We start from the raw sequence: 26,014 nt of genomic DNA, 5'->3' as shown, positions 1-26,014 counted from the left end.
CATGGCGCGCAAGTCAACGACGCAGCGGGTGGTGATCTCGACGATCGGGGCCTGGTTCTTCGGCTTCCTGATCTTCTTCCCGATCCTATGGATGGTGCTGGCGAGCTTCAAGACCGAGCTCGAGGCTTTCGCCATTCCGCCGTCCTTCCTGTTCTTCCACTGGACCACTGAGAACTATGCCACGGTGCAGGAGCGCAGCGACTATTTCCTCCATGCCATGAACTCGATCATCATCGCGGGCGGTTCGACGTTGATCGCGCTCCTGATCGCGATCCCGGCGGCCTGGTCCATGGCGTTCTCGCCGACCAAGCGCACCAAGGACATCCTGCTCTGGATGCTCTCGACCAAGATGATGCCGCCTGTCGGCGTGCTGGTGCCGATCTACCTGATCTACAAGAGCTTCGGCCTGCTTGATTCCCGTATCGGCCTCGTCTTCATCCTCTGCCTCGGCAATTTGCCGATCGTAATCTGGATGCTGTTCACCTATTTCAAGGAGATCCCGCGCGACATCCTCGAAGCCGCGCGCATGGACGGCGCTACGATCGGCCGCGAGCTCGTCTATGTGCTGACGCCGATGGCGATCCCCGGGCTGGCGTCGACCTTGCTGCTCAATCTGATCCTGGCCTGGAACGAGGCGTTCTGGACGCTCAACCTGTCGACCTCGAACGCAGCGCCGCTCACCACGTTCATCGCCTCCTATTCGAGCCCGGAAGGGCTGTTCTGGGCCAAGCTGTCGGCAGCTTCGACGCTGGCGATCGCGCCCATTCTCGTCCTCGGTTGGTTCAGCCAGAAGCAGCTCGTGCGCGGGCTTACCTTCGGCGCGGTGAAGTAAAGGGGCTGCGGGATCATGGGTCAGATCACACTTCAAGGCGTGCAGAAATCGTTCGGCCCGGTGCACATCATCAAGGGCGCGGATCTCGACATCGCCAACGGCTCCTTTGTCGTCTTCGTCGGTCCCTCCGGCTGCGGCAAGACCACGCTGCTGCGGTTGATCGCCGGGCTCGAGGACGTCACCGGCGGCGCCATCCTGATCGACGGCAAGAACGTGGTCGACACGTCGCCCGCAAAGCGCGGGCTGTCGATGGTGTTCCAGTCCTATGCGCTCTATCCGCATATGAGCGTTCGCGGCAATATCGGCTTCGGCCTGAGGATGGCGGGATTGCCCAAGGACGAGATCAACCGCAAGGTCGAGGCCGCCGCCGCGACGCTGAACCTCACGCCCTATCTCGATCGCAAGCCGCGCGAACTCTCCGGCGGCCAGCGCCAGCGCGTCGCGATCGGGCGGGCCATCGTGCGCGAGCCCAAGGCATTCCTGTTTGACGAGCCGCTCTCCAATCTCGACGCCGCGCTGCGCGTGCAGATGCGCATCGAGGTGACCCGGCTCCAGAAGCAGCTCGGCACCACCGCGATCTACGTCACCCACGATCAGGTCGAGGCCATGACTATGGCCGACAAGATCGTCGTGCTCAACGCGGGCAAGATTGAGCAATACGGCTCGCCTCTGGAGCTCTACGAGCGGCCCAACAACCTGTTCGTGGCCGGCTTCATCGGTTCGCCCAAGATGAATTTCGTGACGGGCGATAGCGCCGCGCAGCAGGGCGCCGCGACGATCGGCGTTCGGCCAGAGCACCTGAAGATCGAGCGCGACGCCTCGGGCGGCTGGCAGGGCACGATCTCGGTGGCCGAGCATCTCGGCAGCGACACCTTCCTCTATGTCGATGCCGGACCGCTCGGGATGTTGACTGCACGCTATATCGGCGAATTGAGCTTGCATGCCGGCGACCGCGTGTCGCTGGTGCCGGATCCCGCGCGCATTCACCGCTTCGACGCGAACGGCAATGCGATCAGAAACTGATAAGAAACGGAAGCACGACCATGTACCTGGAAAAATTCAAGCTGAGCGGCAAGACCGCCTTCGTCACCGGCGGCGGGCAGGGCATTGGGCTGGCCTGCGCCGAAGCTCTGGCGGAGGCCGGCGCAAAGGTGATCATCGGCGACCGCGACAGCAAGGTGGCCGGCGATGCCACTACCAGCATGAAGGCGAAGGGTTTTGACATCGAGACCGCGATCATGGACGTCACCGATACCAAGCGCGTCGCGGAGGTTGCCAACAATCTGGTCGCCCGTCACGGCAAGGTCGATATCCTGGTCAACAACGCTGGTATCGCCCGCAGCGAGACGCCGGCGGAGACCGTGACCGACGAGCATTGGCTGAACGTCATCGACGTCAATCTCAACGGCACCTTCTGGTGCTGCCGCGAGTTCGGCAAGCACATGCTCAAGGCTGGTAGCGGTGCCATCGTCAATGTCGGCTCGATGTCGGGCTTCATCGTCAACAAGCCGCAGGAGCAGTGCTTTTACAACGCCTCCAAGGCCGGCGTGCATCATCTGACCAAGTCGCTGGCCGCCGAATGGGGCGCGCGTGGCATCCGCGTCAATGCGGTGGCGCCGACCTATATCGAGACGCCGCTCAACGCTTTCGTGAAGAGCAACCCGAAAATGTACGACGCCTGGATCGGTGGAACTCCGATGGCGCGGATGGGGCAGGTCGAGGAAATCGCCTCGGTCGTCCTGTTCCTGGCCTCTGAGGCTGCGAGCCTGATGACCGGCAGCATCGTGCTGGTGGATGGCGGCTACACTTGCTGGTAGACTTGCCGTCAAAATTGACGGAAGTGACCGGGAGTGGCAATGCCGCGAGCGTATATCGGCGTCGACGTAGGGACCACGAGCACGCGGGCAGGGGTGTTTGACGAGGCGGGAACGCTGCTTGCGACCGCCAGGCATCCGATCCGGATCTGGCATGAGGCAGGCGACATCGTCGAACAATCGTCCGAGGACATCTGGCAAGCCTGTGTCAGATCAGTGCGCGCGGCGATAGCGGAAGCGGCGATTGCGCCCGACACGGTCGCCGGCATCGGCTTCGATGCGACCTGTTCTCTGGTTGTCCTCGATAGGCAAGGCGAGCCGCTCACGGTCAGCACCTCCGGCGAAGCACAGCGCAACGTCATCGTCTGGATGGATCATCGTGCCACTGCGGAAGCGCGGCTGATCAACGAGACCGCCGACGACGTACTGCGCTATGTTGGCGGTTCGATCTCGCCCGAGATGGAGATGCCGAAGCTGTTGTGGCTGAAGCGGCACTTGCGCGCGAACTTCGACGCTGCCGGGCATTTCTTCGATCTGGCGGATTATCTGACCTGGCGCGCCACCGGCTCGCTGCAGCGCTCGACCTGCACCGTCACCTGCAAATGGAACTATCTCGCCCATGACGGCGGTGGCTGGAGCGCGCCGTTTTTCAAGCGCATCGGCCTGTCTGATTTCGTCAGTGAAAAATATGCTCGTATCGGCACCGAAATCGTTGCCCCGGGCACGCGGCTCGGCGCCGGTCTCATCCGCGCCGCCGCCGCTGATTTCGGCCTGTCCGCCGGTACGCCGGTCGGCGCCTCCTTGATCGACGCCCACGCCGGCGGCATCGGTGCGATCGGCGGCCGTGACGGATCGCGCGGGACGACAGATGTCACCGATCGCCTCGCCTACATCATGGGAACTTCTGCCTGCATCATGGCGACGACGAAGGAGCCATGCTTCGTGCCCGGCGTCTGGGGACCTTATTATTCCGGCATGGTGCCGAACTTCTGGCTCAACGAGGGCGGCCAGTCCGCCGCGGGCGCGGCGATCGACCATCTCCTGAAGTCGCATCCGGGCCACACCGATGCGGGCGCCGCTGCGCGCAGCGAGGGCGTCGATCTCATCGAGTTTCTCGAGCGCCGCATCATCGCGCGCGCCGGCGATGCCAGCCGCGCCGCGCTGCTCGCGCGCGACGTCCACGTGCTTCCTGAGTTCATTGGCAATCGCTCGCCCTATGCCGACCCTGACACCCGCGCGGTGATCGCGGGTCTCGATCTCGACACCGACATCGGCTCGATGGAGCGGCTGTTCGTCGCAGGTCTTTGCGGGCTCGCCTACGGGCTCGCCGAGGTGATCGAGGCCTTTGCAGCGCATGGCGTGCATGCCGGCATCATGATCATGGGAGGCGGCGCGAGCCGCAGCCCCCTTGTGCGGCAGATCATGGCTGACACGACCGGGCTGACGGTCGCGCTGCCACAAACCAGAGAGCCCGTGTTGCTAGGCGCTGCGATGCTAGGTGCCGTCGCCGGCGGCGCCTATGCCTCGATCGGCGAGACCATGGCAAACATGTCGGCGCTCGGACGCAAGAGCGAGCCGACCACGCCCGACATGGCCGCGTTTCACACCAGGAAACGTGAGGTGTACAAGCTGTTGCGCGAAGTGGATCGGGGCAGCCGCGCGGCGATGCGCGACATCGCCAAGAGTTAGAAGGATAAGTTGAACAAGATGCTGATTTCTTGCGGCGATGCGTTGATCGATTTCGTGCCGACGAAGAGCGCCGACGGCCGCGAAGCCGTGATGCCGGCGGTCGGCGGCTCCTGCCTCAACGTCGCGATCGGCATTGCGCGGCTCGGCGCGCCGACCGCTTTCGTCGGCGGCATCTCGACCGACCTGTTCGGACGCATGATCGCAGATCACGCCGCTGCGTCGAACGTCGCGCTTGATCTCGCCACCCGCAGCGATCACCAGACCACGCTCGCCTTCGTCCGCATCGTCGCCGGCGAGTCGCATTACGCCTTTTATGACGCCGACACCGCGACGCGGAACTGGACTTTTCGGCGCGGGAGCATTCCCTTCGATACCGTGGCAGCTGTGCATGTCGGCTCGACCACGCTGGTCAACGACCAGGGGGCAGCCGAAACGAGGGCCCTGATTGCGGAGGCGAGGGCGTCGTCGACGATCTCCTTCGATCCGAACTGCCGGCCCAACCTCGTCAAGGACAAGCCGGCCTATCTCGCGCGCATGGCCGAATTCGCAGGCCACGCCGATCTTATGAAGATGTCGGACGTCGACTTCGGCTATCTGTTCGGCGAGGAGCCGTATCAGCAGCGCGCGGACGCACTGCTGAGGCACGGCCCGAGCCTCGTCGTCATTACCCGCGGCAACAATGGCGCCGTCGCCTGGCACGCGAAGGCCGGGCAGATCGCGGTCGAGGCGCCGAAGGTCACAGTGGCCGACACCATCGGCGCCGGTGACAGCTTTCAGGCCGCGCTGCTGTTCGCCCTGCACAAGCAGGGCCGTCTTGCCCGGCAGCATCTGAAGGACATCAGTACTGAGGAGCTCCGCCGCGCGCTGTCCTTTGCCGCTAATTGTGCCGGCCTGACCTGCACCCGCGCGGGTGCCGATCCGCCCTGGAGCCACGAGATCGGCTGGAGCTGGTAGTCTCGTCACAGCCGCGCCACAACTTTTTCGGCGCATTTTACAAATCTGGGGATCAGCGGGCTCTCCGAGTCCCGCCGCCAGCACACCGCGATGTCGATGGAATCGGTCGCATCGCGCAGCGGCCGGAATACGATGCCGCGCGGTGCGCCGAGCTTGGCGCACGCCGGCAGGATCGCAAAGCCTTCGCCGGCGAGAACAAGGCTCATCGCCGAATGTGCTGTCTCGACCCTACTTGCGATCGGCATCACGATCTGATGCCGCCGCAGCAGGGCCGCCACCGCGGAGGACGCGGGGTCCCGCTCCGGCGGCGGCAGCGCAATTAACGGACGGCCTTGCAAACGCGCCATCGGTACGGCGCCGAGCCGCGCCAGCGGCGAGCGATTCGGCATCGCCAGCATCAAGCGTTGCGCACCGATCCGCGCGACCTGAATCTCGGGATGGTGGATTGCCGGCATGCACAGCGCCACCGTGACGCTGCGGTCGAGCAGCCGCGCCTCGCGTGTCGATGCGCTGAGATCGACGAAATCGAGGTCGACGCCGGGAATGGATCGCCGCAGCTCGGGGATCAGCCGTGGCAGCACGGCATTCGCCAGCACGAACATGTAGCCGACGGAGATCCGCCCGCGACGACCGGCCGCGACCGCGCGTGCTGCCTCGATGCCATCGGCAGCCAGCGCCAGCGCCTCGCCGGCACGCGCCAGCAGGGCCTGGCCCGCGTCCGTCAGGTCCATGCCGCGCGTGCCGCGGTGGAACAGCGGCGCGCCGACCTCGGCTTCGAGCTTGCGGATCTGGACGGAGAGTGGCGGCTGCGCCATCCGCAGCCGTTCGGCCGCCTTGCCGACGCTGCGCGTCTCGGCCACGGCGACGAAATAGCGAAGACGGCGAAGATCCATAGGCATACCGAAAACGTATGGGCTAATCGTCAAAAACGTATTGGACGCCGAGTTAACAAAACTGTCATTCTCGTTGTCAATGCATTGGGCCGACGAGGGCCCGTTTCGGAGCATGATCTGACGATGAACGGCGATCCCTGCCTGCTCTCCGCAACCGAACTGCGTGGCCTGATTGCGAACAAGCAGATCTCTCCCGTCGAAATCACCGGCGCCGTGCTCGCGCGCGCCGAGGCGCTCCAGCCGAAGCTGAACTGCTTCATCACGCTCTGCGGCGACGAGGCGATGGCAGCGGCGCGTGAGGCCGAGCGCAAAATGATGGCCGGCGAACCGCTCGGCCTGCTGCATGGGCTTCCCGTGACGGTCAAGGACATCGTCAATACAAAGGGTGTGAGGACCACCTTCGGCGCCGTTCCTTACAAGGACAATGTGCCCACTGAAGACGCCGTCGCGGTGGCGAAGCTGCGCGCGGAAGGCGCGATCCTGATCGGCAAGACGACGACGCCGGAATTCGGCAGCAAGTGCTTGACTGATTCACCGTTGTTCGGCCGCACCCGCAACGCCTGGAGTGCGGAGCGGTCTTCCGGCGGCTCCAGCGGCGGTGCGGCCGTTGCGGTGGCGAGCGGCATCGCGCCATTGGCGATCGCGACCGATGGCGGCGGCTCGACCCGCATCCCCGCCGCCTGCAACGGCGTCGTGGGGTTGAAGCAGAGTAACGGCGTAATCGCGCACAGCCAGGCGCTCGACGCGTTCGGCAACCAGACCTATGTGACGCCGACCACGCGCACCGTCGCCGACACCGCCTTAATGATGCAGGCTATGGCGGGCGAGGATGCCTGCGATCCCTGGTCGATCGGCGTGCCCGTGCCTGACTACATCGGCACCGCCGCGCCACGCGGCGATCTGCGTGGGTATAAGATTCTGTTCTGCGCCTCGCCTCCGGGGCGCCCTGTGTCGTCGGATGTCGCGACTGCCTTCAAGGCGAGCCTCGACCGGCTCGCGAATCTCGGCGCCGAGCTCGAGGAATTTTCCGGCGAGGGTTACGATGTCGAGCCGATCTGGCGCGCCATCAACCACACCGTCTGGCGCTCGCGCTTTTCAAAGCTGGTCGCCGAGCATGGCGACGCCCTCAGCGAAGCCTTCTGCAAGCAGATCGCGCTGGCGAGCAATGTCAGCGGCGTCGACTATCAGGAGGCGATGTTCGCGCGCACGGCGTTGTTCCGTCGCGTACAATCCTTGCTGGCGCGCGGGCACCTCCTGGCAATGCCGACCATCACCCGCACCGCGCTCCCGATCGACCAAGACCTGTTCGGCAGCATCGAGATCGATGGCCAGCAGTTTGACAGCGTCCGGCCGCACTGGTTCCCCTGGACCATGCCGTTCAACATGACCGGCCATCCCGCGATCAGTCTGCCCTGCGGGTTTGGCCGCGACGGCCTGCCGATCGGGCTCCAGCTCGTCGGCCGTTTTCGCCGTGACGCGGAATTGCTGCGCATCAGTGCGCTGTTCGAAGCCTCGAATGACCTTCGCTCCCGCTGGCCGGCTTAGGGGGCCGGCGATGGCAGCAAAAGGCTTGCGTCGGGCGTCCGGACATGTAGATCGTGCCCTGATGAGCTCTGAACCCGACCGCGCATGAGCGTATTTGTCCTTCGACGTGTCCTGACATTGCTGGCGACGCTGGTCGGCGCATCCGTGATCATTTTCCTGGTGCTGGATGCGCTGCCGGGCAATGCCGCGCAGATGCTGATGGGCGCCGATGCCTCTGCCGATGCAGTGCGTGCGCTCACCGTCAAGCTCGGGCTCGATCAGCCGCTGGCGGTCCGTTATCTGCAATGGATCAAGGGCCTCCTCGTCGGCGATCTCGGCAATTCCTACGTCTACGGTACGCCGGTTTTTAGCCTGATCGCGGAGCGGCTGGTGCTGACCATTCCGCTCGCGATCATGTCGATGCTGATCACCGTGGTGCTGGCGCTCTCGGCCGGCATCTACACCGCCGCCAACCACAACAAGCTCGCCGACGTCGGCGTGATGTCGCTGACGCAAATCGGCATCGCGCTGCCGAACTTCTGGTTCGCCATTCTCCTGGTCCTGCTGTTCGCCGTGCGGCTGCAATGGCTCTCCGCCGGGGGCTTTGCCGGTTGGGATGACGGCATCTGGCCAGGGCTCAAATCGCTGCTGCTGCCGTCGATCTCGCTTGCGGTGGTGCAGGCCGCGATCCTCGCCCGTGTGACGCGGTCGGCCGTGCTCGACGTTCTGCGCGAAGATTTCGTCCGCACCGCGCGCGCGAAAGGGCTCGGCAAGCGCGAGGTGTTGTGGAGCCATGTGCTGCGCAACGCCATGATCCCCGTGATGACGGTGATGGGCCTGCAATTCGCGAATCTGCTCGCCGGCACCATCGTGATCGAGAACGTGTTCTATCTGCCCGGTCTCGGCCGGCTGATCTTCCAGTCGATTGCCAACCGCGACCTGATCGTGGTGCGCAACTGCGTCATGTTGCTGGCAGCCATGGTCGTCATCGTCAATTTCGTGGTCGACGTGCTCTATGCCTTCATCGACCCCCGCATCAAGGTGCACGACTTGTGAGCGCGCAGCTTTCCACGCCCGTTGACGCGCCGGTCGCAACAAGCCCCTTGCCGGCGCGAACGTTCTGGCGACGTGCCCTGCGCCATCGCAGCTTCGTGCTGGGCGGTGCGCTTAGCCTGCTGGTGGTTGCCTCGGCGCTGCTTTCGCTGGTGTGGACGCCCTGGTCGCCCTACGAGATCGACATCGCCTCGAAGCTGCGGCCGCCATCGGCGGCACACTGGCTCGGCACCGATTCCTTTGGCCGCGACATCGTCTCGCTGCTGCTCGCCGGCGCGCGTTCCACCATCCTGGTCGGCATCATCGCGGTCAGCATCGGTCTCACCTTCGGCGTCTGCCTCGGCCTGATCGCCTCGGCCAAGCGCGGCTGGACCGAAGAGATCATCATGCGCTTTTCCGATTTCACCTTCGCCTTTCCGGCCGTGCTCTCGGCGATCATGCTCGCCGCGGTCGCAGGGCCGGGCATGGTTACCTCGATCGTTGCGATCGGCATTTTCCAGATCCCGACCTTGACCCGGCTGACGCGCGGCTCGGCCAATGCGATCTGGGCGCGCGAATTCGTGCTGGCGGCGCGCGCCTCGGGCAAGGGCGCCTTCCGCATCACCATCGAGCATGTGCTGCCGAACATCCTGTCGATCCTGATCGTGCAGGCGACGATCCAGTTTGCGCTCGCGATCCTCGCTGAAGCCGCGCTGTCCTATCTCGGTCTCGGCACCCAGCCGCCGCAGCCGTCCTGGGGCCGCATGCTGAACGACGCGCAGACCATGCTGTTCCAGTCGCCGATGCTTGCGGTCTATCCCGGTGCCGCGATTGCGATTGCGGTGCTCGGTCTCAATCTGCTCGGCGACGGCTTGCGTGATCTGCTGGATCCCAAGTTGGCGCGGGAGCGGTGACGATGGCTGATCCCGCGACCATGCCGCTGATCGAGGTCGACAATCTCGGCGTCCGTCTCAACACCAGCCGCGGCCCGGCGCAGGCCGTGCGCGGCGTCAGCTTTGCGTTGAAGCGTGGCGAGACGCTCGGGCTCGTCGGCGAATCCGGCTGCGGCAAGTCGGTCACGGCGCTATCGTTGATGGGGCTGTTGCCTGAGAGCGCTGTTATCACCGGCAGCATCAAGCTTGACGGCAGCGAGCTCGCGCGGCTTCCGGATGCCGACTACTGCAAGCTGCGCGGCAACCGCATCAGCATGATCTTCCAGGAGCCGATGACGGCGCTGAATCCGATGCACACGATCGGCCATCAGGTCGCTGAGCCGCTGCGACGGCACAAGGGATATTCGGCCGCGCAGGCGCGAAAAGAAGCGATCGCCTTGCTCGACCGCGTCGGGCTGCCCGATCCGGCGAGGCGCGTCGACGCCTATCCGCACCAGTTCTCCGGCGGCCAGCGCCAGCGCGTCACCATTGCCATGGCGCTTGCCTGCGAGCCGGATCTGTTGATCGCGGACGAGCCGACCACCGCACTCGACGTCACCATCCAGGGCCAGATCCTCGATCTCACCGCCGATCTCGTCGAGGAGCGCGGCATGTCGATGATCCTGATCTCGCACGATCTCGGCGTCATTGCCGAGAACGTGCAGCGCATGATGGTGATGTATGGCGGCACCGTGGTCGAGAGCGGGCCTACCGATGAAGTGTTCCGCCGCATGGGACATCCCTATACGCAAGGCCTGTTTCGCGCCCGCCCGAAACTCGGCGCGCGCAAGGGGACGCGGCTGAGGACGATCTCGGGCACGGTGCCGGAGCTCGCCGATCTGCCGGTGGGGTGCACCTTCGCCGATCGATGTCCGCTCGCGATCGATGCGTGCCGGGCGGCGCTGCCGCCGATGGTGGAGGTCGGCCCCCGACACGGCGCGCGTTGCATTAGGACCGATGTCTCCATGGCTGCGAATGTCGGGGCGTTATCCGCATGAGCGCAGCACCTCTTCTTGACGTCAAAGATCTCGAGCAGCGCTACACGTTGCCGCGCGAAAGCCTGTTCCGTCCGCCCGGCGAGGTGCGCGCGCTCAACGGCGTCAGTGTGCAGGTCCAGGCCGGCAAGAGCCTCGGCATCGTCGGCGAATCCGGCTCGGGCAAGTCGACCTTTGCGCGCGTCGTGATGGCGCTGGAACGGCCGACGGCGGGAGAGGTCACGCTGCTCGGCCGCGATCTCAACCGCATCTCGCCCGATGAACTGCGTCGCGCGCGGCGCGATTTCCAGATGGTGTTCCAGGATCCCTATGGATCGCTCGATCCGCGCCAGACCATTGCGCGCATCGTCGCCGAGCCGCTCACCGTGCTCGACGATGCCGACCGCACGACGTTCCGCGCCCGGGTCGCCGCGGTGTTGAAGCAGGTCGGCCTGCGAGACGCGGACATGGACAAGTATCCGCATGAGTTCTCCGGCGGCCAACGCCAGCGCATCGCGATCGCGCGCGCGCTGATCACCCAACCAAAACTGATCGTCGCGGACGAGCCGGTCTCCGCGCTCGACGTCTCCGTGCAGGCGCAGGTCCTGAACCTGATGCAGGACCTCCAGGAGCAGTTCGGCCTCAGTTACATCCTGATCAGCCACGACCTTGCCGTGGTCGACTATCTCTGCGACGAGGTTGCGGTGATGTATCTCGGCCGGGTCGTGGAGCAGGGGCGGCCGGAGGATTTGTTCGAGCGCTGCGCCCATCCCTATACGCGGGCACTGCTGGATGCCGTGCCGCGGGCACGTGCCGGTGGAGGCCGGCGCCGGCGCGGCGCCCAGGTAATCGCTTCGCAATCGGCGGCAGCCAGCGGATGCCCCTATGTGGCGCGCTGTCCGCTCGCCGACCAGCATTGTCGGGAAGTGCCGCCCCTGCTACGCAGAGTGGGCGAGGGACACCTTGTCGCCTGCCACAAGGCGGAGGCGGTGATGGCATTGCCGCAGCCGGCCATGGAGGGTTAATGTCGGCGACAGGATTGGCGTAGTCCTAAGAGACAGAAGAAGGCCGGGGAGTTCAGGCATGTTGAAGAAGCTATCGATCGTCGCTTTTGCCGCAGCATTGGCTGCGGCGCCGCTGCCGGTGCTGGCGCAGGGCAAGAAGGATAGCGTCGTCGTGGGCATGACGCTGGAGCCGCCGGGGCTCGATCCCACCAACGCCGCGGCTGCCGCCATCGCTGAGGTCACGCTCTACAACATCTACGAGACCCTGACCAAGATCAACGAGGACGGCTCGGTCGCGCCGCTGCTGGCCGAGAGCTGGACCGCCTCGCCCGACCTGAAGACCTATACGTTCAAGCTGCGCAAGGGCGTCAAATTCCAGAACGGCGAAGCCTTCGATTCCGCCGCCGTGAAGTTCTCCTACGAGCGCAACGCGGCCGCGAACAGCACCAACAAGGACAAGAGCCTGTTCCAGGCTTTCGAGAAGGTCGATGCGCCCGACGCCGGCACGGTCGTGATCACCCTGAAGAACTCCGAGCCGAACCTGCCGTTCCTGCTCGGGCAGGCGAGCGCCTCGATCGTCGAGCCGAAAAGCGCGGCGACCAACGTGACGCAGCCGGTCGGCACCGGGCCCTATCAGTTAGGGGCCTGGGCCAAGGGCTCGTCGATCACGCTGAACAAATGGGCCGACTATCGCAACGCATCCGCGATCAAGCTGTCGAAAGTGACGATCCGCTTCATCTCCGATCCAGCCGCGCAGGCCGCGGCGCTGCTCTCGGGTGACGTGGACGCGTTTCCGCGCATCGCAACCCGCGTCGTCGCTCAATTCAAGGCTGACCCGCGCTTTACCGTGCTGATCGGCGGTTCGAAGGCCAAGACCATCGTGGCCATCAACGAAAAGAAGAAGCCGCTCGACGACGTCAGGGTACGCCGCGCCATCCTCGCCGCCATCGACCGGAAGGCACTGATCGACGGAGCAGCCGAAGGTTTCGGCACGCCGATCGGCAGCTTCTACACGCCGGGCTCGCTTGGCTATGTCGACACCACGGGCATCAATCCCTACGACCCCGAGAAGGCGAAGAAGCTGCTGGCTGAGGCCGGCATCACCACGCCCCTCGAGCTCAGCCTGAAGCTGCCGCCGCCGCCTTACGCACGGCAGGGCGGCGAGATCGTCGCAGCCCAGCTCGCCAAGGTCGGCATCGTCGCCAAGATCGAGAACGTCGAGTGGGCGCAGTGGCTGTCGCAGGTGTTCGCGCCCAACGGGCCGCACAATTACGACCTGACCATCGTCTCCCATGTCGAGCCGTTCGACCTCGTCAAGCTGACCGAGCCGGACTTCTATCTCGGCTACAACAACGAAGCGTTCAACGCGCTCTACAAGCAGATCGTCGCGACGCCCGACGAGGCCGGCCGTGCAAAACTGCTCGGCGATGCCCAGAAGATGCTGGCGACCGATGCGGTGGCCGGCTTTCTGTTCCAGCCGCAATGGCCGACCGTCATCAGCAAGAAGCTGAAGGGCGTCTGGAAGGAAGTCCCGCAGTTCGAGAACGACTTCTCGGCTTGGTCCTGGGAGTAGGGTCCCGTCACTCAAGTCAATCGGACGTCGTGCTTATGACCTCTCCCCGTCGGAGAGGTCATTTGTTTTGAGCCCATTCAAACGAAATCTGCAAAACAACCCCATGCACAGTAGCCGAGCCTGGTTCCTCCAAGACTTGCCCGGAGAGCTCGGCGTCCCCACCCAAATTCGCGCTCGATTTGACACGTCGGGCAAAACACTGGCATGATGGCACGATCGGTAAATCCGAAACCATGGCCCGGCAGCGCGGCTGCCTGGCGTGAGCGCGGTGGCGCACCGTTCGAAAACGATGCGCCGCTTGCTCGTTCAGGCTGCCTTCGCGTTGATGCCGCCGATCCAGTTGCGCGCCAGCGTCACGTCGGCCTGCGATAGCTGATGGCCTGCCGGCAGAACCTTGTGATCCACATGCGCACCTGCTTCCGACAACAGCGCTGCGAGACGCGCCGAGTTGCTTGCCGGCACGATCGGATCGGCTTGCCCTGACAGCAGCAGCACGTGCTTGCCGCCAAGCTCCGCTTTCGGCGGATCCGACAGCGGCACCATCGCACGCAGCAGCACCGCACCTGACAGTATGTCCGGCTTCAGCAGCAACAGCGCGGCGGCGATGTTGGCACCGTTGGAAAAGCCGACCGCAACGGGCGCAGCGATGCCGTAGCGCTTCTGCGCCTCCGCGATGAACTCGCCAAGCTCGAGCGCACGCTGGCGGACATCGTCCTCGTCGAATACCCCTTCGGCGAGTCGGCGGAAGAAGCGCGGCATGCCGTGCTCGAGCACGCGGCCGCGCGGCGAGAGCAGCGCCGAGCCTGGCGAGATCATCCTGCCGAGCCCGAGCAGGTCGTTCTCGTCGCCGCCGGTGCCGTGGAGCAGCAATAGCGGAGGAGAGCCCGCGTCGCGCGCGGGCTCGAAACGATGGATGAAGTCGGTCATGACGCGGTCTCTTCGAGGCTCGGCAGAACGCCCTCGATCTGCTTGCGATGCGGCTCGAGGAAGCTGGGCAGCTTCAGGTCCCGTCCGAGCGTCGCGACGGGTTCGTCGACGGCGAAGCCGGGGATATCAGTCGCGATCTCGAACAGCACGCCGCCGGGCTCGCGGAAGTAGATCGAGCGGAAGTAGTTGCGATCCCGCTGCTCGGTCGGGTGCAGGCCGTGATCGCTGACGAGCCTCTCGGCCATCTTGCCCTGCTCGGCATCATCGGCCGCACGAAAGGCGATGTGATGGACGGAGCCGCCGCCCTGATGGCCGCGCAGAAAGCCCTTGGCCTCGTAGATGTCGACGACGCTGCCTTCGGCATCGCCCGGCGCCTTGAAGCGGATCACCGAGCCTTCGCGGCCGGTCTCCTTGAAGCCGAGCACGTCGGTGAGGACGGAAGCCGTCTTCGCGGCGCTGTCGAGCAGCAGGGTCACGCCGTGGAATCCTCGGATCGCGTGCTCGGCCGGCACCTCGCCATTGCTCCAGCCCGGCTCGTTCTCGGCGCCGGGGATGCCGACGAGCGCGAGCGCCATACCGTCAGGATCGGTGAACGGCAGCACGGATTCGCCGAAGCGCTTTTCCAGCGCCTCGTAGGCGACGCCCTTCTCGGTAAAGCGCTGGGTCCAATAGCCGAGCGAGCGCTGCGGCACGCGGAAGGCGGTCTGATGGGTCTCACCGACGCCGCGGCGCCCGGGGGACACGCCGGCCCAGGGGAAGAAGGTCAGGATGGTGCCGGGACGGCCGGTCTCGTCGCCATAGTAGAAGTGATAGGTGCCGGGATCGTCGAAATTGACCGTCTTCTTGACGAAGCGCAGGCCGAGATCCCTGGTGTAGAAGCCGAAATTGCGGATGGGGTCGCCGGCAATCGCGGTGACATGGTGCAGTCCAGACATTGTCGTCCTCCTGGTCGTGGGGAGCGGTCTTGCTCTGGCGGAAATATTGTTCCGCTTTGGATTGAAGACAATCCGTGCAAATATGTCGGCTATGTCTACGATTTGGAAACAATCGCCAGGGCGGGCCCTTGGATAAGGTCGCCAGCCTCCGGGCCTTCGTGAAGGTGGTCGAAAGCGGCAGCTTTGCCGAAGCCGGGCGGCAGCTGCGCCTGTCGCGCTCGGCGATCAGCAAATACATCGCCGACCTCGAGGAGAGCCTGGGCGTCCAGCTCCTGAACCGGACCACCCGCCACGCCAGCCCAACCGAAAACGGCCAGCGCTATTTCGAGCGCGCGGTGGTGATCCTCTCGGAGATCGAGGCCGCCGACCAGGCGGTGACGCAGGCCCAGTCGGCGCCGCGTGGACTGCTCCGCGTCAACGCGCCGATGTCGTTCGGCACGATGCAGCTCGGGCCCGTGCTCGCCGATTTCATGGCGCGCTATCCGGAGCTTCAGCTCCAGATCGTGCTCAGCGACGATTTGCTCGATCCCGTACAGGACGGCTTTGATGTGACGCTGCGGATTGCGGATTTGGAATCGTCGAGCTTGATCGCGCGAAAAATCATGCCGGTGCCGCGCATGATCTGCGCCTCGCCCGGTTATCTCGCGTATCACGGGTCGCCAAGGCATCCGCAGGATCTGCGCGAGCATGTCTCGCTCACTTACGGCTTCCTGCTGACGGGCAATCAGTGGAAGCTGTCCGGCCGCGATGGCGATCACTGGATCCAGCCGTCCTGGTCGCTCTGCGTCAACAATGCCGAGGTGCTGCGCGATGCCGCGATCAAGGGCAGGGGCCTCGCGCTACTGCCCGAGTTCATCGCCGCGGATGCGTTGAAGAAGGGTGAACTGCAGATCGTTCTGGACGATTATTCCGCGCCGCCGCTGGCGCTCTATGCGGTCTATCCGCCGACGCGGCATCTGTCAGTGAAGGTGCGGCTGTTCATCGATTTTCTGGTCGAGCGCTTTGGGCGGGAGGATGAAGCGGGCGTGCGGAGGTGGTGAAGTTGCCGCGTAGAATCGTTGTGCAGCCACCCTGTCGATGTCCGCGGGATCCCAAACAGCAGTGGAGAACGGGGCCAGCGTGAGGCCGAAATTTCCGCCGCACGACGTTCCTGAAGGCTCCCCAAGTGCGCACCGAGATGGTTGCCGCGCTTATTAGGCCGATCGTCTTTCAGTATCTGACTGAGGTCAAGGATGGAATCGTTGCAAATGCTGCCACGGCGACTGTGACTGCTTCGGGCGTTCTGCTTGGATACGGCTTCAAGGCACTGCTTGGGCTATAAGCTCGTAGCTCGTGGGACGAGTCGAGCCCTTGCGAAACCCTCTCTCTCGATCACCGCTCGTCGATGACATCGGTCGTATCCATGCATTTCAGGAGACGTCGCGCGAAGCATCCGCGCGGGACCAACGTCGTGACGATACGCAGTCATGGCACGAACCTACGCGAAATAATTGCGGTAGCTTTCGCAAACAATCCTACGCGCCGACGGGCGAACCCTACTTCAGGCTGATGAACCGCGATGGACCCGGCACCATTGTTTTCTTGAGATCTGCGACCAGGGGCGCAGCATCAGGCTGCAAAAGCTCGGCCCTGGTCGCGAGCAGGCGCATGATCTCCCAATCCTGCTTCGCAAGCGAATATCGGAGCGGCTCGATGCGTTCCTTATAGAACTGCAGGAACAGCGATCGGGCGGTCGGATCCTTGAGCCGATGGCCGGGCACTTCGGCATTGACGTCGAGGAGTTCTGCGGCGAGCGCCTTTTGCAGCAGCTCCAGGGCTCGCGCGCTCAGAGGGTTGGGGCCATCGTCCCTGTAGCCGGCACTGCTGACGGCATCGAGAAAGGCCCAGGCCTGGTCTGGCTCAAGCGGATGCGGTCCAGCGATGCGCTTGTCGATATCATCGGCCCATCCCTGCATTTCGCGCGCAAACGTCTGCTCGCGGCGCTCTGCTTGCGCCTGGCTTGCAACGTGCTCGGCGGTACGGCGCTCCTTCTGAACCGTTTGCGGCACAAATCCGGACAGCGCCGTCAACGCGACCAGGACAAGCGCCAGTGTCGTGCCCCGCGTCGTCGCGGCAGGAACCCGCCAACAGAGCGCGAGGACGGCAGCCGTGAGCACGGCAATCGTGACGAGAGCAGCAAGCGTCAGGTGATCGAGCTCGGCGGCCCCCTCCAGGAGCAGGTTGTCCAACCTGAAACGGATGACATTGAACGCGCTCGCGAACGCGACGACGATTTGGAGGGCAGGAAGAGGCCAGCGCATGGCGATCTGTCGTTGCAAAATGTCCCGCCGGAAACATCGATGGGTGCTTTCCGACGACCTACTCGCATGGAAGGCACCGGTGCGTGATACCTCGCGCGGTCCGAGGCTGAGGTTTTCATTTGACGCGGACAGCGCAAGCAAGGTTCATTTGGGCTGTACGCTAGCCGTGAAGCTGCGCGTTGAGCCCGCCCCAATTGCCTTTGCGTCTTGTTGCCTCGAGAGCGCCGCTCTGCGAATTGCGACGGAAGAGCAGGCCTCTTTCGCCGGACAGCTCCTTGGCTTTCACGACCCGGCCATCTTCCAACAGGATGCGCGCGCCTGCCGTGACGTAACAGCCGGCTTCGACGATGCAATCGTCGCCCAGTGAAATGCCGATGCCGGCGTTGGCTCCGATCAGGCAGCGCTCACCGACCGTGATCTTCTCTTTCCCGCCTCCCGAAAGCGTCCCCATGATCGACGCGCCGCCGCCGATGTCGCTGCCGCTTCCCACCACCACGCCGGCGCTGATGCGCCCCTCGACCATGCAGGGACCGAGCGTGCCCGCATTGAAATTGCAAAAGCCTTCATGCATGACCGTTGTGCCCGCAGCCAGGTGGGCGCCGAGCCTGACCCGATCCGCATCAGCAATCCTCACATCCGCAGGCGTCACATAATCGGTCATGCGCGGAAACTTATCGATTCCCGCCACCTCGAAGGGGAGGGCACGCTTTCGCGCCAGGAGGCGCGCTTCCGGGACGCGGACGGGGTCACACGGACCTGATGTCGTCCAGGCAACGTTGGGCAACAGACCGAATATGCCGTCGAGGTTCAGGCCATTCGGCTGGACCAGCCGGTGGCTCAGCAGATGAAGCCGCAAATAGGCGTCGTGCACGTCCGTCGGTGCGGATGCGAGGGAGCCAATCTCTGTCCGGATGGCAACGATGTCGACATTGCGGATGTCGTCGTGGCGCGCATATCCGTCGGCGGACGACCCCAACGATTTGACGATCTCCTCGTTCGTGAGCCGGACCGTTGCCGCCTTGCCGTCCTCCGCAACCAGGGTCGGCTGAAGAAACCAGGAATCCAGCACGCGGCCGTCCGCGGCAATCGTCGCAAAGCCTTCGCCCCGCGCGCCCTTGAGCTCCATCGTCACGTGAATTCCTCCCCCTGCAATCTTTCACGCCGTGGATACGCGAGTTCTCGCCAGGGGGAAAGCCGGGCTGAGGTGCGTCAGCCCGGCTTGTCGGCTTATTTCTTGCCGTCGAGGAACGCGCGGACCGCCTTGATGGTCGCGGCCGGATCTTCCTCCATGAGCCAGTGCCCGGCGCCGGGAATCACCACCTCGGTGACGTCGGTCGCCGCGTTCCGCATCACGACAGCTTCCATCTTGCCGAAGGATTTCTCGCCGCCGATGGCGAGCACGGGCATGGTCAGCTTGGTCGCGATCGCCTTCTTGTTGTCTTCGGCGTCGGTGCGGATCGCCCTGAATTGCGCGAAGGCGGCATGCATCGCGCCCGGCCGCGCATAGAGCTCCGCGTAATGACGGCGCGTCGCTTCCGTGACTTTCGACGCCGTGCCTGCGAACTCGTTCCAGAAGCGGTCGAGATAGATGCGCTCGCGCCCCCTGACCAGCCGCTCCATGTCGGGGCCGCCGAAATCGAAGTGCCAGAGCTGCGGGCTGCGCACGATCTCGTCCCACGGCGGCACGCCGGGCACCGGGGCATCCATGACGACCAGCTTTTCGGTCAGGTCGCGGTATCGCGCCGCATAGGCATAGGCCACCATGGTCCCGATATCGTGTCCGATGACGACGGCCTTCTCGATGCCCAGCGCTTGCAAGACGCCGCGCATGTCGGCGGCCTGGGTCCATTTGTCATAGCCGCTCTCGGGCCTTGCCGAGAGGCCCATGCCGCGCAGGTCCGGCACGACCACGGTGTGGTCGCGCACAAGATCCGCGCCGAGCTTGTCCCACATGTCGCCGGTGTCGCCAAATCCGTGGATCAGGATCACGGCGGGTCCCTTGCCGCCGACGCGCACATGAATTTGCGTGCCGTTGGCCGGGACGGTCTTGACCTGGAAGGTTGACGGGAACGCCCCCTCGGCATGGGCGCCAGGCGCGAGCAGCATGAGGAGAATGGCGAGGCATCTTGCGCGCACGGGTGGCTCCTGTGATTCCTGATTTCAGTGTGTAGCCGTACGTTCCTGGGCCGGTGCGAGCATATTGTCCAGCGCCCTCGTCGACGCCGCGCAAAGCGCTGCGTCAGCAAGATACTCGATTCCTTCGCTTCGCTCGCAATGACGATGATAGCTCGGGCGACCGACTACCGCTTTAGCGTGAATTCGTCCGGGTTGCGGCGGCTTTCCCACTTCGCCCGCTCGAGCTCGGGCTGGTCGCACTCCGCCTCGGGATAACCGATGCAGAGATAGGCGATGAATTTCCAGGAGGCGGGCACGTCGAGCACCGCATGGATGCGTTCCGGACTGAGGATCGAGACCCAGCCAATCCCAATTCCTTCGGCGCGCGCGGCGAGCCACATTGCGGTGATGGCCGCGACCACGGAATATTCCGTCGTCTCCGGCATGGTGGCGCGGCCGAGACCATGGCCGATGTCGCTCGCCTTGTCGGCGAAGATGGCCAGGTGGCAGGGAGCCTGTTCGAGGCCTGAGAGCTTGAGCGCGGCATAGCGGCTGGCGCGCTCGCCGGAATAGCAATTCAGCGCCTCGGCGTTGCACGCCCTGAAATCGTCGATCACGGCCCGACGCCGCGCGGCATCGTCGACCATGACGAAGCGCCACGGCTGACTCAGGCCGACCGACGGCGACAGGCAGGCCGTCTCGATCAGCCGCTCCACGGCGCCGTCGGGCAGCGCTGTGGTACGAAAGTGGCGCACGTCGCGGCGCCACACGAACAGCTCGCGCAATTGCCGGCGGAAGGTATCGTCGAACTCGACCACGGCTCATCCTCCCGCATGAAGGAAGGCTGCGGCAACCAGCAGAATCAGGATCTCGCACGCCTGCTCGAACGCGCCGAGGATATCGCCGGTTTGTCCGCCGATCTGACGGATCGCGAGCCGCGCCAGCGTCAACCCCGCAATCGACAGCAGGACCAGGCCGACCAGCGCCTTGGCAGGCCCGAGCGCAAGGGCAAGCGCGAGCGTTCCAACAGCGAAGGCGATGGCGACACTGCGGCCCGGCGGCGTGCCAGCACTGGCCGCAAGTCCATCGCGTCGCGCCGGGGGCACCAGCGACATGAAGGCCGGCACGCCCGCGCGTGACGCGGCATGTGCCGCGATCAATGCGAGCATCACGCCCCACGGACTGGCGATCGCGACCAGCGCGCTCCAGCGCAAGCCGAACGACAGGATCAGCGCGCAGACGCCATAGGTCCCGATCCGGCTGTCGCGCATGATCTCCAGCTTGCGCTCGCGCGTGTATCCACCGCCGAGACCATCGGCGGTGTCGGCGAGCCCATCCTCATGCAGCGCGCCGGTGACGAGGGCTGTCGTTGCCAGTGTGAGCAAGGCGGCGAGATTGGGCGCGAGGCCAAGGCGGATCGCGATCTTGTAGGCCAGTGCGCCCGCAAGCCCCACCAGCAGTCCCGCAACCGGCAGCGCCCAGGTTGCGCGTGCGATGGCGCCGTCGCCTGATGGCTTCGACGAGGCCACCGGCATGATCGTGACGAAAGACGCAGCGATCCTGAGATCAGCGACGACGTCTTTCAGGATGTCGGCGCGCGGCGTCATTTCAGCTTCATCGGCAGGCCGGCGACCACGAACTCGACCTTATCGGCGACATCAGCAATTGTCTGGTTCATGATGCCGGCGGCATCGCGATAGCTGCGCGCCAATGCGTTGTCCGGCACGATGCCAAGTCCGACCTCGTTGGTGACAAAGATGACGGGGCTCTTGAGGCGGGGCAGGGCAGCGGCGAGCTCGCTCACCTCGCGCTCCCAATCGCGCTCCGCATGCATGAGGTTGGAGAGCCACAGCGTCAGACAATCCACCAGCCTTGCGCCGCCGCCATCGCTCGCGACGAGCGCGGGCACGAGGTCGAGCGGCGCCTCGCGCTCGATCCAACCGGTTCCGCGTCGCGCGCGATGCCCAGCTATGCGTGCTTCCATCTCGACATCGAGCGCCTCGGCCGTAGCGATGTAGATCGGCGGCTGGTCCGGAAAGCTGCGCGCAAGCGCTTCCGCGCGGACGCTCTTGCCCGATCGCGCTCCGCCCGTGATCAAGATGACGGCCATCAAAATCTCCTGTGGGCCTGACTAATCACCAATCGCGGCCAAAGACAAAGCCGAAATCAGGGATCCGGGGGCTTGCGTTCAACCCTTGCTTTGCGCAACAGGGGCGGAGCAGGAGGCGGGCATGGGTTTTGCGGGCGCGATGGTGGTGGCGATGGCGGTGGATGCCTTCACGGGCTGGCCGTCACCGCTGTTCGCGCGGATCGGCCATCCCGTGACTTGGCTGGGCCGGTTGATCGGTGTCATCGATCGCGGCTGGAATCGCGCCTCCGATCCGCCGGCGGTTCGCCGAGTGGCTGGTGTCGCTGGCGCGCTGTCCGTGATCGCGCTGGCGGTTGGGCTCGGTTGGCTGCTTCAGGTCCTACTTCCCTCGGGGTGGATTCAGATCGTGCTGGTCAGCGTCCTGGCGTGGCCGCTGGTCGCGCTGCGCTCGCTGCACGATCATGTCGCTGATGTCGCAACTCCTTTGCAGGCAGGCGACATCGGCGGCGCGCGCGAAGCGGTCTCGCGCATCGTCGGCCGCGATCCCGCCGCGCTCGATGAGTCCGGCATCGCGCGTGCGGCGATCGAGAGTCTCGCGGAGAATGCCTCGGACGGAATCGTCGCCCCAGTGTTCTGGGGCACGCTGTTCGGCTTGCCCGGCATCCTCGGCTACAAGGCGATCAACACGCTGGATTCCATGATCGGCCATCGCAACGAACGTCACGAGGCGTTTGGCTGGGCGGCTGCGCGCATCGACGATGTCGCAAACTTCATCCCGGCGCGGCTGACGGGATTCCTGTTCGTGCTGCTGGCAGCGCGGCGAACGGAGGCGCTGTCGTGCATGACGCGCGATGCGCGCCGCCATCGCTCGCCCAATGCCGGCTGGCCGGAAGCCGCGATGGCCGGCACGCTCGGCGTACGGCTCAGCGGGCCGCGCATCTATCACGGCAATGCGACCGACGAGCCCTGGCTCAACGAAGGCGCGCGCGATCCGCATGCCGAAGACATCTCCGAGGCGCTGGCGATCTACCGACGCGGTATGTTGCTACTCGCAGGTGTCCTTGCGATCCTGGCCATCGCATGAAAGAACGGGGCATGCGTGAGCACGGTGGAAATCTCGATCTGGCCCAGCAGCGTTTTGGCGGGCGCGCGGAAGACTGGATCGATCTGTCGACCGGGATCAATCGGCTGCCTTATCCCATCGGCGACATCGCCGCGCATCATTGGCGGGCGCTGCCGTCGCGATCCGAGATCGAGGCGCTGCACCAGGCCGCCCGGCAGGCTTATGGCACGAAGGCTGCGATCGTCGCGATGGGCGGAGCGCAGGCTGTCATTCAGTTGCTGCCACAACTCACGCCGCCTGGAAAGGCGAGTATCCTCGCGCCAACCTATAATGAATATGCGCCGGTTCTGTCGGCCGCGGGATGGCAGGTCGAAGAGGTCAGGGAGCTCGATGCGCTGGCGGGGGCCAATCTTGCCATCGTCGTCAATCCCAACAATCCGGACGGCCGCCGTTGTCTCCCAGCAGATCTGCTCGCGCTGTTGCCGCGCGTCGGTCGCCTCGTCATCGACGAGAGTTTTGCCGATCCCGTTCCCGAGCTCTCGCTCGCAGCAGAAGCGGACCGATCGGGGCTGACAATCCTGCGCTCGTTCGGCAAGTTCTATGGTCTTGCCGGGCTGCGGCTCGGCTTCGCGATCGGCCATGCGGATGACGTGGGCAAGCTCGCAGCCATGTCCGGTCCATGGCCGGTGTCGGGGGCGGCGATCTCGATCGGCTGCCGTGCGTTGTGCGATGACGTCTGGGCCAAGGCGACGTCAGCGCGGCTCGTGCGGGATTGCGCCCGCCTCGATAAGATGGCGCAAGGGCAGGGCTGGCGGCTCGTCGGTGGCGCGCCGCTGTTCCGTCTTTACGAAACCCCGGACCCGCTTGCCGCACAGGACAAGCTCGCTCGGGGCCATATCTGGTCGCGTGTGTTTGCCGACCATCCAACATGGTTGCGCCTCGGGCTTCCGGGTCCTGAGGCCGAATGGACACGTCTCGCAGACGTCCTAGCGCGCTAGCGCGAGCAGGCCTTCCACGTCGAGATGCTGTTCGATGTGATCGGCGAGGGCGTCGAGGGCGCTCTCGACCCTGGCGTGATAGGGCTCTTCGCCCGGGGTAATGTTGAGCTTGGCCAAATACGCCTTGCGGAAATCATCCGACGTGAACAGGCCGTGCAGATAGCTGCCCTGCACACGGCCGTCGGGCGAGATCGCGCCTTCCGGTTCGCCGTTCAGTCTTGCGAACGGGCGCGCGCGGTCCGGACCATCGGTGCTGCCGATGTGGATCTCATAAGCCTGGATCGGCTGATCCGTCGCCGCATGCACGGCCGCAACGCGCGTCAGCGTCTTCTGCGGGCTCATCAGCGTCGTGACATCCAGCAGGCCGAGTCCCGGCGTTTCGCCCGCGGGACCTTCGATGCCCTCGGGGTCGGCAACGCTGCGGCCCAGCATCTGATAGCCGCCGCAGAGACCGAGTACATGGCCGCCCCTGCGGTGATGCGCCAAGAGGTCGATGTCCCAGCCCTGCGCGCGCAGGAAGGCAAGATCGCCGCAGGTGGATTTTGAGCCGGGAATGATGACGAGCCTGACATCGCCCGGGATCGCTTCACCCGGACGCACCATCACGAGATCGACTGAAGGCTCGAGCTTGAGCGGATCGAGATCGTCGAAATTGGCGATCCGCGACAGCGCGAGGCAGGCGAGCTTGGTCCGGCCGGGCTTGCGCGCATCACTCAGACCCAGCGCGTCCTCGGCCGGCAGCTCGCTAGCACGTGCAAACCAGGGCAGCACGCCGAACCCGCGCCATTCCGTCTTCTGTTCGATGAGCTTGTAGCCGTCATCGAACAACGTGGGATCGCCGCGGAACTTGTTGATGACAAAGCCCTGGATCATCGCGGCATCGTCAGGGTCGATCACCGTCTTGATGCCGACGAGCTGGGCGATGACGCCGCCGCGATCGATGTCGCCGACCAGCACGACCGGCACATCGGCCTTGCGCGCAAAGCCCATATTGGCGATGTCGGCCTTGCGCAGATTCACCTCGGCCGGGCTGCCGGCGCCTTCCACCAGAACCAGATCGGCGCGCGCCTTCAGCCGCCCGAAGCTCTCAAGCACCGCGCCCATCAGCGACGGCTTCATGGCCGCATAGTCGCGCGCTCGCGCGGTTGCGATGCGCTTGCCCTGCACGATGATCTGCGCGCCGACATCGGTCTCGGGCTTGAGCAGCACCGGGTTCATGTCGGTGTGCGGCTCGACGCCGGCGGCGAGCGCCTGCAGCGCCTGCGCCCGGCCGATCTCGCCGCCATCGACGGTGACGGCGGCATTGTTCGACATATTCTGCGGCTTGAAGGGGAGCACGCGCAAGCCGCGCCGCGTGAAGGCGCGCGCAAGGCCGGCGACGATGAGCGATTTGCCCACGTCCGATCCGGCTCCCTGGATCATCAGCGCGCGTGCCATCGTGTCTTCAGAACTCGACGCCGGCCTGCGCCTTGATGCCGGAGCGGAACGGATGTTTCACCAGCGTCATCTCGGTGACGAGATCGGCGATCTCGATCAGCTCGTCCTTGGCGTTGCGCCCGGTGAGCACGACATGCGTCATCGGCGGCTTCGAGGTCCTCAGGAAATCGACCACCTCGGCGATATCGAGATAATCGTAACGCAGCGCGATGTTGATCTCGTCGAGCACGACCATGCGCAAATTGGAATCCGATATCAGCTCCTTGGCCTTCTCCCAGCCGGCGCGCGCGGCGGCGATATCGCGGGCGCGGTCCTGGGTCTCCCAGGTAAAGCCTTCGCCCATGGCGTGGAACTGACAGAGCTCGCCGAAATGGCCGGTGAGCAGCCGCCGCTCGCCGGTATCCCAGGCGCCCTTGATGAACTGCACGACGGCGCAGGGGAAACCATGGGCGACGCAGCGCACGATCATGCCGAAGGCCGAGGAGGATTTGCCCTTGCCGGCGCCGGTGTGGACGATGATCAGGCCCTTTTCGCCGCTCTTGGTCGCCATGATCTTGTCGCGGGCGACTTTGATCTTCGCCATTTTCGCGGCGTGCTTTGCGTCAGTCTTGGCGTCGACTTCGTCGGCGGTCTGGGTATCCGGTTCAGGCGTCATGGGACGACAGTCCTTCGGCTTGACAAGAGGCGGCCACCGGCAAATGGTGGCCCTGCGTTGGTTCCTGTCCTATGACAGGCGAAGAGGGAATGCGATAGGGTCCGAATCGGCAGGATTTGGGTCCAAAATGCAGCCGCCCCCGCGACCGTGACCGGAGAGATGCCCGAAGCCACTGATCCCCCCAGGGATCGGGAAGGCGGGGATCGAAGGGCAAAGACCCTGCTCCGCAAGCCGGGAGACCTGCCAGCGCGGACGAGTTTTGGACCGGCGGACG

The 26,014-nt window shown here is 64.9% G+C and carries 25 protein-coding genes and 1 riboswitch; of the genes, 14 read left to right on the top strand and 11 right to left on the bottom strand.

The genetic code is table 11. The annotated features are described in order from the left end of the window. The first annotated feature begins 1 nt into the window (after position 1). Genes X265_RS24840 through X265_RS24820 form a run of 5 tightly spaced genes read left to right on the top strand, consistent with a single transcriptional unit; the run spans position 2 to position 5,289 of the window. On the top strand, positions 2–832 hold the full coding sequence (locus tag X265_RS24840) for a carbohydrate ABC transporter permease (protein ID WP_128967195.1): 831 nt from the start codon (positions 2–4) through the stop codon (positions 830–832). 15 nt (positions 833–847) lie between these two features. Continuing rightward, positions 848–1,855, top strand: coding sequence for an ABC transporter ATP-binding protein (locus X265_RS24835; RefSeq protein WP_128967194.1), 1,008 nt, complete (start codon positions 848–850; stop codon positions 1,853–1,855). Positions 1,856–1,875: 20 nt separating this feature from the next. After that, positions 1,876–2,649: an SDR family NAD(P)-dependent oxidoreductase gene (locus X265_RS24830; protein ID WP_128967193.1), complete on the top strand. Its 774-nt coding sequence runs from the start codon at positions 1,876–1,878 to the stop codon at positions 2,647–2,649. 39 nt (positions 2,650–2,688) lie between these two features. Then, positions 2,689–4,335, top strand: a complete 1,647-nt coding sequence (locus tag X265_RS24825) for an FGGY-family carbohydrate kinase (RefSeq protein ID WP_128967192.1) — start codon at positions 2,689–2,691, stop codon at positions 4,333–4,335. An 18-nt stretch (positions 4,336–4,353) separates the two neighbouring features. Continuing rightward, positions 4,354–5,289, top strand: a complete 936-nt coding sequence (locus X265_RS24820; RefSeq protein WP_128969394.1) for a carbohydrate kinase family protein — start codon at positions 4,354–4,356, stop codon at positions 5,287–5,289. A gap of 5 nt (positions 5,290–5,294) precedes the next feature. Here the strand turns inward: X265_RS24820 and X265_RS24815 are convergent, their stop codons facing one another. Next, on the bottom strand, positions 5,295–6,182 hold the full coding sequence (locus tag X265_RS24815; RefSeq protein ID WP_128967191.1) for a LysR family transcriptional regulator: 888 nt from the start codon (positions 6,180–6,182) through the stop codon (positions 5,295–5,297). 123 nt (positions 6,183–6,305) lie between these two features. Between X265_RS24815 and X265_RS24810 the strand changes: the two genes are divergently transcribed. From X265_RS24810 to X265_RS24785, 6 genes are all read left to right on the top strand, one after another. Continuing rightward, positions 6,306–7,727: an amidase gene (locus X265_RS24810; protein WP_164938773.1), complete on the top strand. Its 1,422-nt coding sequence runs from the start codon at positions 6,306–6,308 to the stop codon at positions 7,725–7,727. A gap of 84 nt (positions 7,728–7,811) precedes the next feature. Next, positions 7,812–8,762, top strand: coding sequence for an ABC transporter permease (locus X265_RS24805; RefSeq protein WP_128967190.1), 951 nt, complete (start codon positions 7,812–7,814; stop codon positions 8,760–8,762). After that, positions 8,759–9,652: an ABC transporter permease gene (locus X265_RS24800; protein WP_128967189.1), complete on the top strand. Its 894-nt coding sequence runs from the start codon at positions 8,759–8,761 to the stop codon at positions 9,650–9,652. Before X265_RS24805 ends, X265_RS24800 begins: the two co-directional genes overlap by 4 nt. Before the next feature lie 2 nt (positions 9,653–9,654). Then, on the top strand, positions 9,655–10,668 hold the full coding sequence (locus tag X265_RS24795; protein ID WP_164938772.1) for an ABC transporter ATP-binding protein: 1,014 nt from the start codon (positions 9,655–9,657) through the stop codon (positions 10,666–10,668). Beyond that, positions 10,665–11,669, top strand: coding sequence for an ABC transporter ATP-binding protein (locus X265_RS24790; protein WP_128967187.1), 1,005 nt, complete (start codon positions 10,665–10,667; stop codon positions 11,667–11,669). The genes X265_RS24795 and X265_RS24790 overlap by 4 nt, the downstream gene beginning before the upstream one ends. 58 nt (positions 11,670–11,727) lie before the next feature. Further along, on the top strand, positions 11,728–13,221 hold the full coding sequence (locus X265_RS24785; protein ID WP_128967186.1) for an ABC transporter substrate-binding protein: 1,494 nt from the start codon (positions 11,728–11,730) through the stop codon (positions 13,219–13,221). Between the two features lie 306 nt (positions 13,222–13,527). Here the strand turns inward: X265_RS24785 and X265_RS24780 are convergent, their stop codons facing one another. Both X265_RS24780 and X265_RS24775 read right to left on the bottom strand, forming a co-directional pair. Continuing rightward, positions 13,528–14,148: an alpha/beta hydrolase gene (locus X265_RS24780; RefSeq protein WP_128967185.1), complete on the bottom strand. Its 621-nt coding sequence runs from the start codon at positions 14,146–14,148 to the stop codon at positions 13,528–13,530. After that, on the bottom strand, positions 14,145–15,083 hold the full coding sequence (locus tag X265_RS24775) for a ring-cleaving dioxygenase (protein ID WP_128967184.1): 939 nt from the start codon (positions 15,081–15,083) through the stop codon (positions 14,145–14,147). Before X265_RS24775 ends, X265_RS24780 begins: the two co-directional genes overlap by 4 nt. Before the next feature lie 128 nt (positions 15,084–15,211). Here X265_RS24775 and X265_RS24770 point away from each other — a divergent pair, with 128 nt between their 5' ends. Further along, positions 15,212–16,123 (top strand): LysR family transcriptional regulator, encoded by a 912-nt coding sequence (locus X265_RS24770; protein WP_164938771.1) that lies wholly within the window; start codon positions 15,212–15,214, stop codon positions 16,121–16,123. Between the two features lie 495 nt (positions 16,124–16,618). Here the strand turns inward: X265_RS24770 and X265_RS24765 are convergent, their stop codons facing one another. The 6 genes from X265_RS24765 to cobU form a co-directional block, all read right to left on the bottom strand. After that, positions 16,619–17,524 (bottom strand): hypothetical protein, encoded by a 906-nt coding sequence (locus tag X265_RS24765; protein WP_128967183.1) that lies wholly within the window; start codon positions 17,522–17,524, stop codon positions 16,619–16,621. A 19-nt stretch (positions 17,525–17,543) separates the two neighbouring features. Beyond that, positions 17,544–18,509: a 2,3,4,5-tetrahydropyridine-2,6-dicarboxylate N-succinyltransferase gene (gene dapD, locus X265_RS24760; RefSeq protein WP_128969391.1), complete on the bottom strand. Its 966-nt coding sequence runs from the start codon at positions 18,507–18,509 to the stop codon at positions 17,544–17,546. Positions 18,510–18,610: 101 nt separating this feature from the next. Then, on the bottom strand, positions 18,611–19,489 hold the full coding sequence (locus X265_RS24755; protein WP_128969390.1) for an alpha/beta fold hydrolase: 879 nt from the start codon (positions 19,487–19,489) through the stop codon (positions 18,611–18,613). Between the two features lie 194 nt (positions 19,490–19,683). After that, on the bottom strand, positions 19,684–20,316 hold the full coding sequence (bluB, locus tag X265_RS24750) for a 5,6-dimethylbenzimidazole synthase (protein WP_128967182.1): 633 nt from the start codon (positions 20,314–20,316) through the stop codon (positions 19,684–19,686). A 3-nt stretch (positions 20,317–20,319) separates the two neighbouring features. Next, entirely contained in the window at positions 20,320–21,105 is a 786-nt protein-coding gene (gene cobS / locus X265_RS24745) for an adenosylcobinamide-GDP ribazoletransferase (RefSeq protein ID WP_128967181.1), read from the bottom strand. Continuing rightward, positions 21,102–21,608 carry a bifunctional adenosylcobinamide kinase/adenosylcobinamide-phosphate guanylyltransferase gene (gene cobU / locus X265_RS24740; protein WP_128967180.1) on the bottom strand — a complete coding sequence of 169 codons (507 nt, stop codon included), beginning with the start codon at positions 21,606–21,608 and terminating at the stop codon, positions 21,102–21,104. Before cobU ends, cobS begins: the two co-directional genes overlap by 4 nt. A gap of 121 nt (positions 21,609–21,729) precedes the next feature. Here cobU and cbiB point away from each other — a divergent pair, with 121 nt between their 5' ends. Together cbiB and cobD are read left to right on the top strand one after the other, a co-directional pair. After that, positions 21,730–22,671: an adenosylcobinamide-phosphate synthase CbiB gene (gene cbiB / locus X265_RS24735; RefSeq protein ID WP_164938770.1), complete on the top strand. Its 942-nt coding sequence runs from the start codon at positions 21,730–21,732 to the stop codon at positions 22,669–22,671. 11 nt (positions 22,672–22,682) lie between these two features. Next, positions 22,683–23,648 (top strand): threonine-phosphate decarboxylase CobD, encoded by a 966-nt coding sequence (cobD, locus tag X265_RS24730; protein WP_164938769.1) that lies wholly within the window; start codon positions 22,683–22,685, stop codon positions 23,646–23,648. On the opposite strand, the gene X265_RS24725 is transcribed toward cobD, so the two are convergent. Then, positions 23,637–25,085, bottom strand: a complete 1,449-nt coding sequence (locus X265_RS24725; RefSeq protein ID WP_128967178.1) for a cobyric acid synthase — start codon at positions 25,083–25,085, stop codon at positions 23,637–23,639. The two genes, cobD and X265_RS24725, sit on opposite strands and share 12 nt — an antisense overlap. A 7-nt stretch (positions 25,086–25,092) precedes the next feature. Further along, complete coding sequence (cobO, locus tag X265_RS24720; protein ID WP_128967177.1) at positions 25,093–25,740, bottom strand: cob(I)yrinic acid a,c-diamide adenosyltransferase; 648 nt, start codon at positions 25,738–25,740, stop codon at positions 25,093–25,095. A 41-nt stretch (positions 25,741–25,781) separates the two neighbouring features. After that, a riboswitch (cobalamin riboswitch) is annotated at positions 25,782–26,002 on the top strand. Positions 26,003–26,014 lie beyond the last annotated feature (12 nt).

Origin of the sequence: Bradyrhizobium guangdongense, assembly GCF_004114975.1 — a bacterium.
GTDB lineage: Bacteria > Pseudomonadota > Alphaproteobacteria > Rhizobiales > Xanthobacteraceae > Bradyrhizobium > Bradyrhizobium guangdongense.
The sequence above is the reverse complement of the archived record's forward strand: the minus strand, read 5'-3'. Positions and strand labels throughout refer to the sequence as shown.